The sequence below is a fragment of the Motilimonas sp. E26 genome (assembly GCF_021278025.1).
Classification (GTDB): domain Bacteria; phylum Pseudomonadota; class Gammaproteobacteria; order Enterobacterales; family CBDFNC01; genus Motilimonas.
The window spans coordinates 25,049-38,704 of the sequence record NZ_JAIBHJ010000012.1 but is presented as its reverse complement, the minus strand read 5'-3'; the positions used below and the strand labels follow the sequence as shown (position 1 = coordinate 38,704).

Sequence of the window (13,656 nt, the reverse complement as noted above, 5' to 3'; positions counted from 1 at the left end):
ACAGATAGGAAATAGCATGGAATTATCGAACAAAACACGTGAAACCATTAGTCAAATTGCCAGTGGCGATATTGGCTACGTCAGTAAAGCAGTCAACTGCGCAATTAAAACATTAGATGAAATAGTAAGAGATGAATCATTACCCGAAGCGGTAAGAAATAAAGCTGCATTTGCCGCGGCAAATTTACATTTAAGTGATCATCAGGATTAGGGTAAACTGGTGTGCCTAACCGCGGCAACGTTTGCTAAAGTCCCCAATTGGGCATACAAACGTTTGCTGCTTAAGATATAACTCTGTTTGTCTCGCTGCACTTTCAAATTCGCGCAGCGACTGTCGATCGGTGAAAATGTCTTGTTTCAGTCGTTCAATAGAAATGGCTGTCACATCAAAGGGGGCTACACGCCACTCACGCGTGATTAAGTAAATCGCTTCTTTACCTCTGATGGCTTTAAAATAAGCAATAACACCTTGTTCAGTACCACGGCGACGTCCACAATAATACTTACCGTACGCGACACCAATATTATACTCAGTATCCGCATAGATGGGCTCATTAACAGATCCATCGCACACACTGTTGACTATATCTTTCAGTGACGTTGCAAAACGTTCTGCCGGCATGCTTTTGGGTAAGGCCGTTAGCCATTGCTCATTAAGTAGATCACTGTAATTAAACTGACTTTGGCCCTCAGGGATATGTTCTATTTCGCGAAAGCTCCCCAAACGCTCATCTTTAATTTTTTGCCAACTTCCCCAACCGGGAAAAACCCCCACCGTTAAATACTCTCGGCTAGCATCTTTGCGCTTTTGAGTCTTCTTTCGCTCTTGCTCGTAAGAGGGCTCAGCCACGTCTAAATCACAAGGTTGGCTTGAAAAAACGACTTTATCACCAAAATCACACTGATAAAACGACGCCATAGCTGGCGTGGTTAACAGCAGTGATAATATGAAAAAATAAAGACGTAAGAATTTCATTATGTAATTGTCGCTTCCATATCGACGCGGGCTCAAGCTAATATTGCCAGACCTCGCCTGTTACCTATAATTTTTTTACTCACTTTGTGATTCAAAACACAAAGGCAAGCCACTGTTTGCACTATTTTTTTAGCTTAACCATCTGATATTGAGGAAAACAATACTTTCGTTCAGTTTTAGCTGTCACTCATTCAGGATAGTTGATAACATAAACATTATATTTAATAGATATCAGGGTGTGTGAATACTAACCATATTCGGACTTCTGTAACTAAGCTCATTTCGACTTCTCTCGTTTTTTTAACTGGTTTTTTAAATATGTCATTTAGACTCGACAATGAGACAGGTAAATTACGCGTTAAAGGTGTGATAACCGATTGTGTTATCTCTAGCTTAGTCGCATTTACTATTGCTCTGATCTTAAAACTCACGGAAATCAGCGCCAGTTTTACCCTAAGTGCGCTTATCGCACATAGCTTTAGTATGTCATGTATTTTCGTTGCTGTATTAGTTGATGCTTACTACCCTTTTGCAGCTCGCATGTTCAAAACAAGTATCATTGTCTGTGTCGGTATGGCGATCGGCGCCATCTTAACCTATATTCTATTGATTAATTTCTATGGCCATTCAACAAGCTTCCTCAGCGACCGTATTTTTAAGGCGGCTGTTATTTCCCTTTCTATTGGCGCTGTTGTTACTTTCTTTTTTCACAGCCGAGATAAAACAGTTTTAATTCAACATAAGTTGAGTGAAGCCCAATTACAAAAGGCGAATCAAGAAAAAGCACTAATTGAAAGCCAACTAAAGATGCTGCAAAGCCAAATTGAGCCGCATTTTTTATTCAATACCTTAGCCAATATACAAGCCATGATATTTCATCAACCAGAAGTAGCAAGCCAACTATTGACTAATTTGACTGATTTGCTGAGACAAAGTTTAACCAAAACTCGTCAAGACAAAATACAAATAAATGATGAAGTCACCTTCATTAAGTCTTACTTATCGATCCAAAAAATACGTTTAGGTGAACGTCTAGACTTTCAAATAGAAATCAGTGAGCACTTACCTGAAGATACTCATATCCCACCACTGTTGGTGCAACCTTTGGTTGAAAATGCCGTCAAACATGGTATCGGTCCAAGACCACAAGGTGGCGAAATAAAAGTCAGTTTTGCAAAAATTAATGAGCAACTCTGTATTGCTATAAAAGATAATGGTGTTGGGTTTTCCATCAGTCATACCAAGGGCAATGGCATAGCACTAAATAATATTCGCAACCGCATTAATAGTTTATTCGGCGATAAAGGTAAACTTGTGATTCGTGAAAATATGTCTGGCGGTGTTACCTCTGAACTATATATGCCATTATTAACTGCGCCAACAGAGCATACTGAAACAACTTAAATTGACGAAGAAATTTAGGCTGAATGCGAAGAATTGAATACTATTTGTTAGGGAGATAAGCATCAGTGTACTTTTCACTTTAGTGCTTTAACCCAAGTTAGAGACCGAATCTTATTATCTGCTTAAATACCAACTTCCAACCGAACTGATCAGTATTTTTGTTTAATCGTTTAAGTACGGTCATCATGACAGTCATCACCACACATCTTGGCTCGTTATCCCAGCCCGATTCAGATTTAGCGTATTTTTGCACCAATAGCGTATATTTTACACCACTCGCATTTTCCAACATCAATCAATTAGTCCAGTCCACTCAGCTTAATGATTTATTCTAAACGCGCTTGATGCCTTTTAAGTTATCAAAGCTTGATGTTACCGCCGTTTTTAGGAAATCGCTCATAAAGGGCAAATCGGCTTGCTCTTCACGAATGGCAGCATACAAGGTATTCCATAATCCCTCTTTGCCTAATGGCTTAGCTAACACATAATCACGCTCGAGATATTCGGTCAACGCCCAATTAGGCAAGGCCGCCACGCCTCTACCACTCGCCACTAATTGCAGCATCATAATCGTCATATCAGCTTGCCTTATTCCCGTTGGCTCAACTCCTGCGGGATCAAGGAATAGACTAAATATATCTAAACGGTCTGTCTCAACGGGGTAAGTAATCAATATCTCATTAGCGATGTCTTCTGGTTCAACAAACGCTTTACTCGCGAGCGTATGATGACGGCTAATCGCTAACATGGGCTGGTAACTGAACAAAGGTATATAGCGTAATCCAGTAATTTCTTTCGGGTCAGAGGTAACAACCAAATCTAAATCGCCTCGCGCTAACGCAGGCAATGGTGCAAAACTAAAGCCACTACTCAAATCTAACTCCACCTCAGGCCAGCTATCTCTGAATTTATCGATGGCAGGCATCAACCATTGAAAGCAAGAGTGGCACTCAATCGCCATATGAAGTCGGCCTGCTTCTCCGGCATTTAAGCGACTAATGTCTCGCTCCGCACTGGCCAAATTAGGTAAAATATCATCCGCTAAAGTGAGCAAACGCTGTCCCGCGACAGTAAACCGAATAGGCCGTGTTTTGCGTATAAATAACCTAGTATTAAGCTTATCTTCCAAATCCTTAATCTGATGAGATAAAGCGGATTGCGTTAAAAATAGCCGTTCGGCTGCCTCAACCAAAGAGCCACAACGGCGCAGGGCGACCAGAGTATTAAGGTGCTTGATTTCTATCACTTGAAGAAAACCTCAATTAAAGTAGAAAAGCATGAATTTGTTTCATTTTATTGTATTTACTAGTGAATAACTAGACGAAACAAATTGAACCGTCCGCGTGGAGATCGCTCCACAGAACATGTTACGACACTTTTGGTCCACCTAGTCCAATAAAAACCCAATAAACAGATTTAACTAACCATTTTTCACACCCTAAACAGTTTATTCTGGCGCCATAATCAGGTAATTTGAATAAACATCGGATTCATCATTAAGTAGAGCTTCCATTAAATGTTTTCTATTAACAAATCACAGAAACTTGATAACGTTTGTTACGACATTCGCGGGCCTGTTTTAAAACACGCAAAAAGGCTAGAAGACGAAGGCCACAAAGTTTTAAAACTCAATATTGGTAACCCCGCCCCATTTGGCTTTGAAGCGCCTGATGAAATTGTTATGGACGTGCTGCAAAACTTGCCCCAAAGCCAAGGTTATTGTGATTCAAAAGGCCTATTTTCAGCCCGTAAAGCCGTGGTCCAATTTTATCAACAACAAGGCATGAAGAATGTTGATGTCGATGATATATATATGGGCAATGGCGTCAGTGAATTGATCGTGATGGCTATGCAAGCGCTGCTCAATAACGGTGATGAATTACTGGTACCGTCGCCTGATTATCCACTGTGGACGGCGGCCGTTACCTTGGCCGGTGGGCACCCAGTGCATTACATTTGTGATGAAGAAGCAAATTGGTTTCCAGATTTAGATGACATTAAAAGTAAAATATCACCGCGCACGAAAGCGATTGTACTGATCAATCCCAACAACCCAACAGGCGCAGTTTATAGCCGAGCATTACTTGAACAAGTGTTGCAAATAGCACGTGAGCACAACTTAGTTGTCTTCGCTGATGAAATTTATTCCAAGATCATTTACGACGACGCTGAGCATATTCCACTTTGTACACTGGCTGATGATTTACTGATTGTGACTTTTAACGGTTTATCCAAAGCGTACCGAGTGTGCGGTTTCCGCGTTGGTTGGATGATGATCAGTGGCGCCAAAGCCCAAGCAAAAGATTACATTAGCGGACTAGACATGCTCGCCTCGATGCGACTGTGCTCAAATGTACCAATGCAACATGCGGTGCAAACTGCATTAGGAGGCTATCAAAGCATTAACGAGCTTATCGTACCTGGTGGTCGCTTGTATGAGCAACGAGAAGTAGCATGGCGCTTAATTAACGATATTCCGGGCCTTTCTTGTACCAAGCCTGATGGTGCCATGTATTTGTTTCCAAAACTGGACCAGAAAAAATTTAACATCAAAGACGATCAACAGTTTGTCCTGGATTTACTATTGAAAGAAAAGATATTGTTAGTACAAGGAACGGGATTTAACTGGCATAAACCGGATCATTTTCGCTTAGTTTTCCTGCCTAATGTTGTCGACCTAGAGACCTCTATTTCACGTATGGCTCGCTTTTTGGATAGCTACAAACAATAGCCTAAATATCATTGCTAGATAATATGTTGTAGCAGAAATGTGATGCGCATTTCTGCCCTTTAAGGAGAGGTAATGAGTCATTTTTTTGCTCATATGGCGCGCATGAAGTTAATTCACCGCTGGCCACTGATGCGCAATATCGAATCAGAAAATGTAGCAGAGCACAGTCAGCAAGTAGCGATGGTGGTGCATTTACTTGCTTTAATCAAAAACACCCTTTTTGGCGGCCAATTAGATCCGGCACAGGCTGCCGTTCTCGCCCTGTACCACGATGCAACAGAAGTGATCACCGGCGATTTACCCACCCCAGTTAAATATTTTAATCCCGACATAGCCAAAGAATATAAGAAAATTGAGTCATTTGCCGAGCAAAAGCTACTCAATATGTTACCAGAAGAACTAAAACCTGCTTTTGAGCCCTTACTCGATAGTCACGCTATTGATGCCGAATATAAAACCTTAGTTAAAGACGCGGATACCTTATGTGCATACATAAAGTGCCTTGAAGAGCTATCAGCAGGCAACCATGAATTTGAACTGGCGAAACGCCGCTTAGAAGCCATTATTGCACAACGTCAGACACCTGAAATGGCCTACTTTGTTGAGCGTTTTTTGCCTAGCTTTGAGCTGACATTAGATGAAATTAGCGAAGATACTCAACTCTAGCTGTTATTCATGACTCATTTAAATTGGGAAAACCAATATGACAAATTTTGAGATTTCACCTCAATGGGATGAGCGCCTAGGCAATGAGGAGAATAAAAAAAGACGTTTGGATCATCGCAGTCCCTATCAACGAGACCGCGCGCGTATTCTACATAGCGCAGCTTTTAGGCGGCTGCAGTCCAAAACCCAAGTACTAGGCACCGGAACCAATGATTTTTATCGCACGCGCCTGACTCACTCCTTAGAAGTATCGCAAATTGGCACCGGCATTGTTGCCCAACTAAAGCAAAAGCAACCAGCGTTTTCCTCACTGTTACCCTCTACCAGCTTAATTGAAGCGATTTGCTTGAGTCACGATATAGGCCACCCACCCTATGGGCATGGCGGTGAAGTTGCGCTCAATTATATGATGCGTGAGCATGGTGGTTTTGAAGGTAACGGGCAAACGTTACGGATTGTCACTAAACTGGAGCCTTATACCCCAGAAAATGGCATGAACTTGGCGCGCCGAAGTTTACTAGGACTATTAAAATACCCTGCCTTGATTAGCCAAATCCGCGGAAAAACACTACCTGAACAACCCACTAACTTTCGTCAACTAAAAGCCAGTGAATGGTCTCCGGCTAAAGGAATTTATGATGATGATAAGCAAATTCTCGACTGGGTTCTAGCACCTTTGAGCGACGCTGACCGTGTACTGTTTGCCACTACTAGAGAGCAAAAACCGGGCGAGCGACACTTGAAAACCCGATATAAGTCGATTGATTGCTCCATTATGGAACTGGCCGATGATTTTGCTTATGGCATCCATGACCTAGAAGACGCTATTGCAATGGGTATCGTGAACAAACGTTTATGGCAAGAACAAGTCGCTTGTAAACTAGCAGATATAGAAGGTTTTTGGTTGGCAAAAGATATCAACCTGTTAACTGAACAGCTATTTTCATCTCATCAATATCTGCGTAAAGATGCCATAGGCGCATTAGTTAACGCCTTGATTACTTCAGTTGAAATAAAGCCCATCGCGACACATTTCAGTGAGCCCTTACTTGCTTACAATGCTTGGCTTAACCCCGATATGGAGCAAGTGCTAGAAGTTTTAAAACAATTTGTGTTGCACTTTGTAATCCAAAAAACGGAGTTACAGATCATGGAATACAAGGGGCAACAGATTGTCATGGAGTTATTTGAAGCGTTTGCTGGTGACCCTGAGCGTTTGCTACCTAATGACACCAAAGCGCGTTGGCAATTAGCGCGCGCCCTTGGCCATTCAGGCTATCGCGTGATAGCGGATTACATTTCTGGGATGACAGATGGGCATGCAGTACGCTTACACAGCAGCCTTTTTAGTGCGCATTCATTAGGGATGCCTTATCAACCGGGTTAATCAATTTAATTGAGCCACAATTCGGGTTAACTAACCTCAGTTCTGTTTAGGCCCAACGTTGCCAGATAAAGTATGTTTTACGGCAAAATTTCGTTTTCAGGGATGAAAACGCAAAGCGTATAGGGACATATTCACAGCGTTTTTGCAGGAAAGCATGCTATTTCGTTTATCTAAGATTCAGGTTAACTAATAAGGTATCACTATGGATTTTCATACTGACTACGCGGCGGTGACGCTCTTAAAATCACCGTCTCAAGTTCTCCTAAAAATTTTGGCTGCTTGTTTAAAATATTAATATCCAGCACCGCCTTTGCTCTCGCTAATACTTCTCGCAAACGGATCTTTATTGCTCCTAGCCCTTGGGCATCATCGGCACTTAAACATAAGGCATCGATGTCGATAGCGCGGGCAATATAGATTGCGCGCTCACAATGAAATCGCTGACTAACGATGGTTAAGGCCTCTTGGCCAAAGATAAGCTTGGCTCTTACCACTGAATCTAAGGTACGAAACCCAGCATAATCTTTCACTACGTAGCGCCTTGGTACGCCGGCTCTCACTAAATCATTAGCCATCGTCTGTGGCTCATTATAATATCGTGTCGCGTTATCGCCGCTAACGATCACAGCTTGAACTTTATTATGCTTAAAGAGTGACTGGGCGGCATCAAGGCGAGGAGGATAAAAGTGATTGATTCGCTTACCTATGTACTTACTGGTTCCCAATACCAAAGCGACGGGTCGGTGGGGGATTTCAGCAACATCGGTGTAAACTCTATTATTTGCAACGAAAGAGACATAAAGATCTAGGCTGGCCAAGACCACTATTGTCGTAACAGTGAGGGCCAACATGATAATAAAAAACTGGCGAATTCGTTTAGCCAATGGCACCGCCCTAGAGTCAAAAAACAAATCATAACCGTTTGTTTAGCCATTATAAACTGATTTTAACCTGAGACCGACAGTTGAGAAGAGAATCCATCTAGGGCAGCAATTAATCAGAAAAACGAATATATTGTTTTATACCACCAAATAGATTTCGACCCGCGCTGTCCTGCACATACATTTCTATTTTATCATCTCCTTTTAGGTATTCGGTTGTTTTATCCTCTCCCTTGCTGGTCATCGCGCGTGACCATAAATTTGCGGGTCCTGTTAATTGTGATTGATTCATAATGGGGCCTGCACTCATCATCGCCCCCGCAGACAAAGGCGAAAACTCAACGACCTTAGCTAACAACTCACCAAAATGGTTGATAGTGTCTTGCTTTGGGTTTAATGCGGCAAAAGGCTTGCCATTAAACTTGGTTATGATAGGCAAACTCATTATGCCCTCATGCCAAAACTCGCCTAATTCATCAGGCGTCACTAAAATAGGCGCAGATACGGTTCTCATCATACCTTGGCGGATCCCCCACCCTAGCGTTAATTCCTTAGCTAATAGTACAGGGTTGTAATATTGATTTTGTAAACTAATCAGGCGGATAAAATCAAGGCACCCTGCTGCAGATTCACCGCTAGCAATGGGTCCAGTGATAACACTAATTTGCGCGGAAAAATCTAAAGCGGCGGTGGTTGCAATGTGTAGGTCTTCATGGGCCCCGATTAAAATTTGGCTCGGCATCGAGATAATCGGCGGCAGGTCGGTCAATGTTGTTTCGCTTAAGTGCTCTAACAGTTTAAGGTAGGGCCGATAATTAAAAGCGTGAAAGTGTTCAAACGGCTGAGTCATTGGGGCAATGCATTGGGAAAGCATTAACTCGAATGAACCTGAAATAGGCCCCTGATTGAGTTCATGATATATCATGTGTAATAAAGGTGCGACAGTATCCCAGTCGTCCATGGCTGCTGGTAGATTTGGTGCTAGAATGCCGACAAATTTAGCCCGCCGTAAATCTTGACTCACCACGACTAAACGGCCATAGCGAGATCCATCATTCAAGCTAGCTAGTTTCATACCAAAGCCCCTAGCACCATCAATACATTGTTTAATACTAGACGGAAAATGTGACTTGCGATGCTAATTAATACACTAAGATAATTTCAACTTAATCAAACTCAATTCACTTTAGCGTCAAACTTTAGCATGTTATGCACTGCATATAATGCAATCTTGTTCCACAAGCATTACCTGTCTAAGCGCCTGTCAACCCTTGCTGAAGTCAAGCATCGCCAAATTGATTGGAGTAATGATTCTCCGCTTAGAATAACTATGCCTCAAATCAGCGTCGTGCCTAACAACCAACAAATTCTCGCTGTAGAGGTAACTTGGGTATAGATACTTGGGGCTTACTGGGCTAACCGCTATTCACATTTAGCAGGTCGGTTTTCGCCGCCATAATAAAATCGTTGTAGTGTAGGTTTGCAATACTATGGGTCCACCAATATACATCCACCCGCCCCCACTCAATTAATAACGCGGGATGGTGCTGCATTTGCTCTGCCAGCTCCGCAACCTGATTTGCAAAAGCCATTGCTTGGCTGTAGTTACTGAATCGATAACTTTTTTTTAATTGCCAAATATTATCCTGTAACAGACATTGCCAGTCAGGCAGCTGTGACATTAAAGAGGTTCGCTGATCATCCATAACAGGGGAAGAGTCAGGCATACAGGCTTGGCAGATTTGCTGATGTAAAGGGGTCATAATTACCTCTTAAACTACCGATTTAAGTGACGATTTAAGTTTTTGAATTAGGCTCATTCTGACATCTTTCGCCTTTGGTCGCTCTTCTTTTAACCATGGTACAGGACGGCACAATTGAATGGCTTTAAAGCCTAATCGCGCGGTAATCAGTCCAGCGCCAACGCCTTGAGCAGCCCTGGCTGAAACTAAACCTGCTACTTCAGCACCTAAGATATCAGAGCCAAGGTCAGTAGCCACTTCCACTCCCGCTGCAAATACCATATTAGTCAGTACCATTTTAAATAATTTAAGGCGGCTTAAATAACCGAGCTCAATCCCATATATGTGCGCAACCGCTTCAATCATTTTGCTATTGCGCCATAAAATGATCAGCATATCCACCAGCGCTAAAGGACTTATTGCCACCAATAATGCCGCTTCACCCGACCACTTGGTGACCGCTTGCTTGGCTTGAGCATCTTGTACCGATAACACATGATGGCGATATAAATCCAACACTTCTTGGTTGTTGTGACTATCACTGAGTTGATTTTGCCAAGCGATATAGCTAGGCGAATCGAGTTGTTTGCTCAGTTTAGCCAACTGCTGGCAGTATACATAAGCACCGTCACTGGCTTGCAAATCAAGTGTATTGGCTTGGCCTTGTAGTTTTTGCGTTTGCCTTAGGCGATTTAATTTGCTGAGCTCACTGACGACAAGTTTCAATAGCGCAACGAATAAGCAAACCACAATAGCGCTGTAAACCATGCCCGTTAAGGGCGAATGCGCTAAAGTGGATGTTAGCCAAGAAACACTTTCCCATGTCGCCGCAGCCATCGCACCAAACAAACCAAAACGTAGCCACCAATTGGCTTTTTTTGGTTGTAAGGCAGCATCTAATAGAGTATCCCCTTCAACCGTAGGCGCTTCGGGTACAAATTGTTCTTTATCAAATACTTGTTGGGGCAAAATATCAGCGGCAACGGGATCTGCTTCGGGTGATGAGAAAATAATTTTGCCATTCACTTTACTCTTGTTTGTCATAGGAATTTATCTCCTAATAAATGCTCTATTGCTAAGTCCATCCGAATATGCGGCATGGGTTTATTTGGCTCGATTTTTTGCGGAGCAAAGTTTACAAAATCAAAACCTTGGCCTTGCCAAAAAGATTGTTGCGGGAGATCGGCCGGCACTTCACCAGGATACAGAGTAATTAACTCATCCTGCCCTAATACATTGCCAGTCAAAGCAGGATGTGGGGCACCTTGATAATCAACACTGCCCGCTTGAGTGGCTTTAACCGACGCAATAGCAATACTGTGACTTTCGATGCCAGAAAAAGCCACTTCGCGCTGGCCATTCACCACCAACTGAGACAATAAGCTTAATAAATTTTCATGCTGATCTGGCGTCACATGATCGGCTTTACTTGCAGCAAAAACCAACTTGTCAATTTTGGGCGAAAATAGCCGTCTTAATAATCCGGTTTGGCCATAGTTAAAGCTCTGTAGAATTTGCTCAATTGCTGTTTGCATATCTTGAAAGCTTTGTCGCCCCGCATTAAGAGGCGTCAAGCAATCCAATAACACAATTTGCCGATCAAAATGCACAAAGTGCTGATCATAAAATTGTTTCACCACGTGCTCTTGGTAATGCTCATAACGGGATTTCAGCATTTTATAAGCACAATTTTTCGGTCCTTGCTCTGGGTTAACTTCCAGCCCCTGACGCCAAACGAAAGGAAAGAAAGACAACAAAGGGGCCCCTTGCAGCTCGCCAGGAAGCACAAAACGCCCAGGCTGAATATGATGTAAGCCTAGCTCTGACTTACTGCGTAATAAAAAGTCCGTATAAGCCTGACTGATACGTGCAATTTGCTGCTCATCAGCTTCAGCAAGGGGGTCAAGCTGACCGCCAATGTTCAGCCAATCTTTCGCCAGTTCAGCTCTTGCTGGCTCTTCAAGCGTTTGCATCATATGCTCGCTCCACTGCTCAAATGTCATTTGTAGCAGCGGTAAATCAAGTAGCCACTCCCCTGGATAATCGACTATATCCAGCGTTAAATCGGCTGTTTGATTAATATTTCGCCACAACAATGACTCAGGGCGATACTTTATTTTAAGGCGAATTTCACTGACTCCTTCAGTAGGCGCTGGCCAATGCGGCACATCACTACGCAATGCTTTTATGCCTTGCTCATACTTAAAACTAGGAATATGAAAGTGCGCTTGTGGGACTTTTTGAGCACCTAAAAAACGTCCTTCTCGTGCCACTTGCCAAAGGGGTAACTGATGATGGACAGGCCCTTGCAATAGATGATCGACCAAGGCCGTGATAAAAGCTGTCTTACCGGCTCGACTTAAACCAGTGACTGCTAATTTAACATGGCGATCGAGGCTGCGATTAACTAAATCTTTCGCGCCACGTTTTAAACTCATCAGGGAAGCTTTGGATACCATGGACATGAAATGCTCTCTTACAAAATGAAAAAATCAGCCTAGACTAGACGCCTAGGCTGAAACAGCAGGAAGATTAAAGACGGTTAATTTCGCGATCGACCTTAAACGAATCTGAGGTCACCACTTTTTCCATTTGACCTATTTTACTTTCCAATTTATCAAACACTTGACTTATTTCAGCAAGGGCCTGTTTGGGTAACTCACCACTTTGCCAAACCTTAGACTTAACATGAATATGTGATTTTTGGTAACTCGACTCGTTGTACTCTGGTTGTGCCATTGAGCCATCTGGTTTCTTGTCTAGCATCAACCAAGCCGCACCATAACCCAGTGCAGCAAGTGGAAAGTTAAACAAAAAAATACTGATAACAATAATACGTACGAGCCACACTTCCATATTAAAGTAGTCAGCCAGACCAATACAAACGCCGGCAACCTTCCCTGCTTTGGGATCACGATAAAGGTGTTTTGATGACTGGTTCATTATTGGTTTCTCCAGCTCGGTGCCTCAACATCTAATATGGACTCTAATGTATGCACCCGTTGTTGTAGCTTTTCAGCACGTTCAATTAATTGATTCAGTTGTGCCGTTTCTTGAACCGATAGGCCTTCACCGAGTTGCTTGCGACTACGATAGTGCAATATGAGCCATAAAGGTGCCACTATGACTAAAAAGACAATGATAGGAACCACCATAAAACCAGACATATTATTCCCCTTTACGAATCATTAAGCGTTATTAATTTTCTTTTTAAGCTCAGCAAGCTGTTTACTGATTTCATCATCAGCTTGTAGCTCAGCAAACTCATCTTTTAGTTCAGGCTTACCGCCAATGTCATAAGCATCAGCCTTACTATTTAACTCATCGATACGGCGTTCAAATTGGTCAAAACGCTCCATCGTACGTGCGACTTTTTGGCCATCTAGTTGCTTTTTGACATCTAGGCGACCATTGGCAGCACGATGACGTAGCTCAATGCTTTTTTGCTTCGCACGCGTTTCTTGTAACTTTTGCTCAAGCTGCGTAATTTCAGAAGATAGACGCGTTAGCGCTTCATCATTTGCGATTAACTCTTGGTCTAGCGCCTCTTTCAATTCGTTAAGCTTTTGTTTTTCTAGTAAGGCCGCTTTGGCTAAATCTTCACGGTCTTTACGCAAAGCAAGCTCAGCCTTATCTTGCCAATCTTGTTGCGTCGCCTCAAGGCGTGCTATTTTACGGGTTAGGTCTTTCTTTTCAGCCAGTACGCGTGCAGAAGTAGAGCGTACTTCAACTAAGGTATCTTCCATTTCTTGAATGATCAAACGGATCATTTTCGCTGGATCTTCCGCCTTATCTAAGATTGACGTAACGTTTGCATTGATAATGTCAGCTATTCTTGAAAATACACCCATAAATCCTCCAAATAAATT

At 42.6% G+C, this 13,656-nt stretch carries 15 protein-coding genes; 5 read left to right on the top strand and 10 right to left on the bottom strand.

The genetic code is table 11. The annotated features are described in order from the left end of the window. The first annotated feature begins 16 nt into the window (after nt 1–16). Entirely contained in the window at nt 17–211 is a 195-nt protein-coding gene (locus tag K1M91_RS11690) for a YaeP family protein (RefSeq protein WP_232801943.1), read from the top strand. Between the two features lie 15 nt (nt 212–226). On the opposite strand, the gene K1M91_RS11685 is transcribed toward K1M91_RS11690, so the two are convergent. Next, a complete protein-coding gene (locus K1M91_RS11685; protein WP_232801942.1) occupies nt 227–976 on the bottom strand; it encodes a hypothetical protein in 750 nt (249 codons plus the stop codon). A 318-nt stretch (nt 977–1,294) separates the two neighbouring features. On the opposite strand from K1M91_RS11685, the gene K1M91_RS11680 reads away from it, so the two are divergent. Continuing rightward, nucleotides 1,295–2,380, top strand: a complete 1,086-nt coding sequence (locus K1M91_RS11680) for a histidine kinase (RefSeq protein ID WP_232801941.1) — start codon at nt 1,295–1,297, stop codon at nt 2,378–2,380. A 331-nt stretch (nt 2,381–2,711) separates the two neighbouring features. Here K1M91_RS11680 and K1M91_RS11675 read toward each other — a convergent pair whose 3' ends face one another. Next, nucleotides 2,712–3,626, bottom strand: a complete 915-nt coding sequence (locus K1M91_RS11675; RefSeq protein WP_232801940.1) for a LysR substrate-binding domain-containing protein — start codon at nt 3,624–3,626, stop codon at nt 2,712–2,714. Between the two features lie 270 nt (nt 3,627–3,896). On the opposite strand from K1M91_RS11675, the gene K1M91_RS11670 reads away from it, so the two are divergent. The 3 genes from K1M91_RS11670 to K1M91_RS11660 all read left to right on the top strand — a co-directional run bounded on the left by K1M91_RS11670 (nt 3,897) and on the right by K1M91_RS11660 (nt 7,164). Next, nucleotides 3,897–5,111 carry a pyridoxal phosphate-dependent aminotransferase gene (locus tag K1M91_RS11670; RefSeq protein WP_232801939.1) on the top strand — a complete coding sequence of 405 codons (1,215 nt, stop codon included), beginning with the start codon at nt 3,897–3,899 and terminating at the stop codon, nt 5,109–5,111. 72 nt (nt 5,112–5,183) lie between these two features. Next, nucleotides 5,184–5,777 (top strand): 5'-deoxynucleotidase, encoded by a 594-nt coding sequence (gene yfbR / locus K1M91_RS11665; RefSeq protein WP_232801938.1) that lies wholly within the window; start codon nt 5,184–5,186, stop codon nt 5,775–5,777. 37 nt (nt 5,778–5,814) lie between these two features. After that, nucleotides 5,815–7,164, top strand: a complete 1,350-nt coding sequence (locus tag K1M91_RS11660; protein ID WP_232801937.1) for an anti-phage deoxyguanosine triphosphatase — start codon at nt 5,815–5,817, stop codon at nt 7,162–7,164. Between the two features lie 200 nt (nt 7,165–7,364). Here K1M91_RS11660 and K1M91_RS11655 read toward each other — a convergent pair whose 3' ends face one another. The 8 genes from K1M91_RS11655 to pspA form a co-directional block, all read right to left on the bottom strand. Then, complete coding sequence (locus K1M91_RS11655; protein ID WP_232801936.1) at nt 7,365–8,048, bottom strand: ElyC/SanA/YdcF family protein; 684 nt, start codon at nt 8,046–8,048, stop codon at nt 7,365–7,367. A 109-nt stretch (nt 8,049–8,157) separates the two neighbouring features. Continuing rightward, entirely contained in the window at nt 8,158–9,120 is a 963-nt protein-coding gene (locus K1M91_RS11650) for a fumarylacetoacetate hydrolase family protein (RefSeq protein ID WP_232801935.1), read from the bottom strand. A gap of 340 nt (nt 9,121–9,460) precedes the next feature. Next, nucleotides 9,461–9,808 carry a 4a-hydroxytetrahydrobiopterin dehydratase gene (locus tag K1M91_RS11645; protein ID WP_232801934.1) on the bottom strand — a complete coding sequence of 116 codons (348 nt, stop codon included), beginning with the start codon at nt 9,806–9,808 and terminating at the stop codon, nt 9,461–9,463. A 9-nt stretch (nt 9,809–9,817) separates the two neighbouring features. Next, nucleotides 9,818–10,831, bottom strand: coding sequence for a TIGR01620 family protein (locus K1M91_RS11640; RefSeq protein WP_232801933.1), 1,014 nt, complete (start codon nt 10,829–10,831; stop codon nt 9,818–9,820). Continuing rightward, complete coding sequence (locus K1M91_RS11635) at nt 10,828–12,225, bottom strand: YcjX family protein (protein ID WP_232801932.1); 1,398 nt, start codon at nt 12,223–12,225, stop codon at nt 10,828–10,830. Before K1M91_RS11635 ends, K1M91_RS11640 begins: the two co-directional genes overlap by 4 nt. 94 nt (nt 12,226–12,319) lie before the next feature. Then, nucleotides 12,320–12,730: an envelope stress response membrane protein PspC gene (gene pspC / locus K1M91_RS11630; protein ID WP_232801931.1), complete on the bottom strand. Its 411-nt coding sequence runs from the start codon at nt 12,728–12,730 to the stop codon at nt 12,320–12,322. Continuing rightward, a complete protein-coding gene (pspB, locus tag K1M91_RS11625) occupies nt 12,730–12,954 on the bottom strand; it encodes an envelope stress response membrane protein PspB (protein ID WP_232801930.1) in 225 nt (74 codons plus the stop codon). Before pspB ends, pspC begins: the two co-directional genes overlap by 1 nt. 21 nt (nt 12,955–12,975) lie before the next feature. Beyond that, nucleotides 12,976–13,638 carry a phage shock protein PspA gene (gene pspA / locus K1M91_RS11620; protein WP_232801929.1) on the bottom strand — a complete coding sequence of 221 codons (663 nt, stop codon included), beginning with the start codon at nt 13,636–13,638 and terminating at the stop codon, nt 12,976–12,978. Nucleotides 13,639–13,656: the final 18 nt, after the last annotated feature.

What these genes read in the sequence shown, in the direction of transcription:
- K1M91_RS11635 (WP_232801932.1), bottom strand. Translation starts at nt 12,225, where the DNA reads ATGAGTTTAAAACGTGGCGCGAAAGATTTAGTTAATCGCAGCCTCGAT.
- K1M91_RS11645 (WP_232801934.1), bottom strand. Translation starts at nt 9,808, where the DNA reads ATGACCCCTTTACATCAGCAAATCTGCCAAGCCTGTATGCCTGACTCT.
- K1M91_RS11650 (WP_232801935.1), bottom strand. Translation starts at nt 9,120, where the DNA reads ATGAAACTAGCTAGCTTGAATGATGGATCTCGCTATGGCCGTTTAGTC.
- K1M91_RS11660 (WP_232801937.1), top strand. Translation starts at nt 5,815, where the DNA reads ATGACAAATTTTGAGATTTCACCTCAATGGGATGAGCGCCTAGGCAAT.
- K1M91_RS11670 (WP_232801939.1), top strand. Translation starts at nt 3,897, where the DNA reads ATGTTTTCTATTAACAAATCACAGAAACTTGATAACGTTTGTTACGAC.
- yfbR (WP_232801938.1), top strand. Translation starts at nt 5,184, where the DNA reads ATGAGTCATTTTTTTGCTCATATGGCGCGCATGAAGTTAATTCACCGC.
- pspB (WP_232801930.1), bottom strand. Translation starts at nt 12,954, where the DNA reads ATGTCTGGTTTTATGGTGGTTCCTATCATTGTCTTTTTAGTCATAGTG.
- K1M91_RS11690 (WP_232801943.1), top strand. Translation starts at nt 17, where the DNA reads ATGGAATTATCGAACAAAACACGTGAAACCATTAGTCAAATTGCCAGT.
- K1M91_RS11685 (WP_232801942.1), bottom strand. Translation starts at nt 976, where the DNA reads ATGAAATTCTTACGTCTTTATTTTTTCATATTATCACTGCTGTTAACC.
- K1M91_RS11640 (WP_232801933.1), bottom strand. Translation starts at nt 10,831, where the DNA reads ATGACAAACAAGAGTAAAGTGAATGGCAAAATTATTTTCTCATCACCC.
- K1M91_RS11680 (WP_232801941.1), top strand. Translation starts at nt 1,295, where the DNA reads ATGTCATTTAGACTCGACAATGAGACAGGTAAATTACGCGTTAAAGGT.
- pspC (WP_232801931.1), bottom strand. Translation starts at nt 12,730, where the DNA reads ATGAACCAGTCATCAAAACACCTTTATCGTGATCCCAAAGCAGGGAAG.
- pspA (WP_232801929.1), bottom strand. Translation starts at nt 13,638, where the DNA reads ATGGGTGTATTTTCAAGAATAGCTGACATTATCAATGCAAACGTTACG.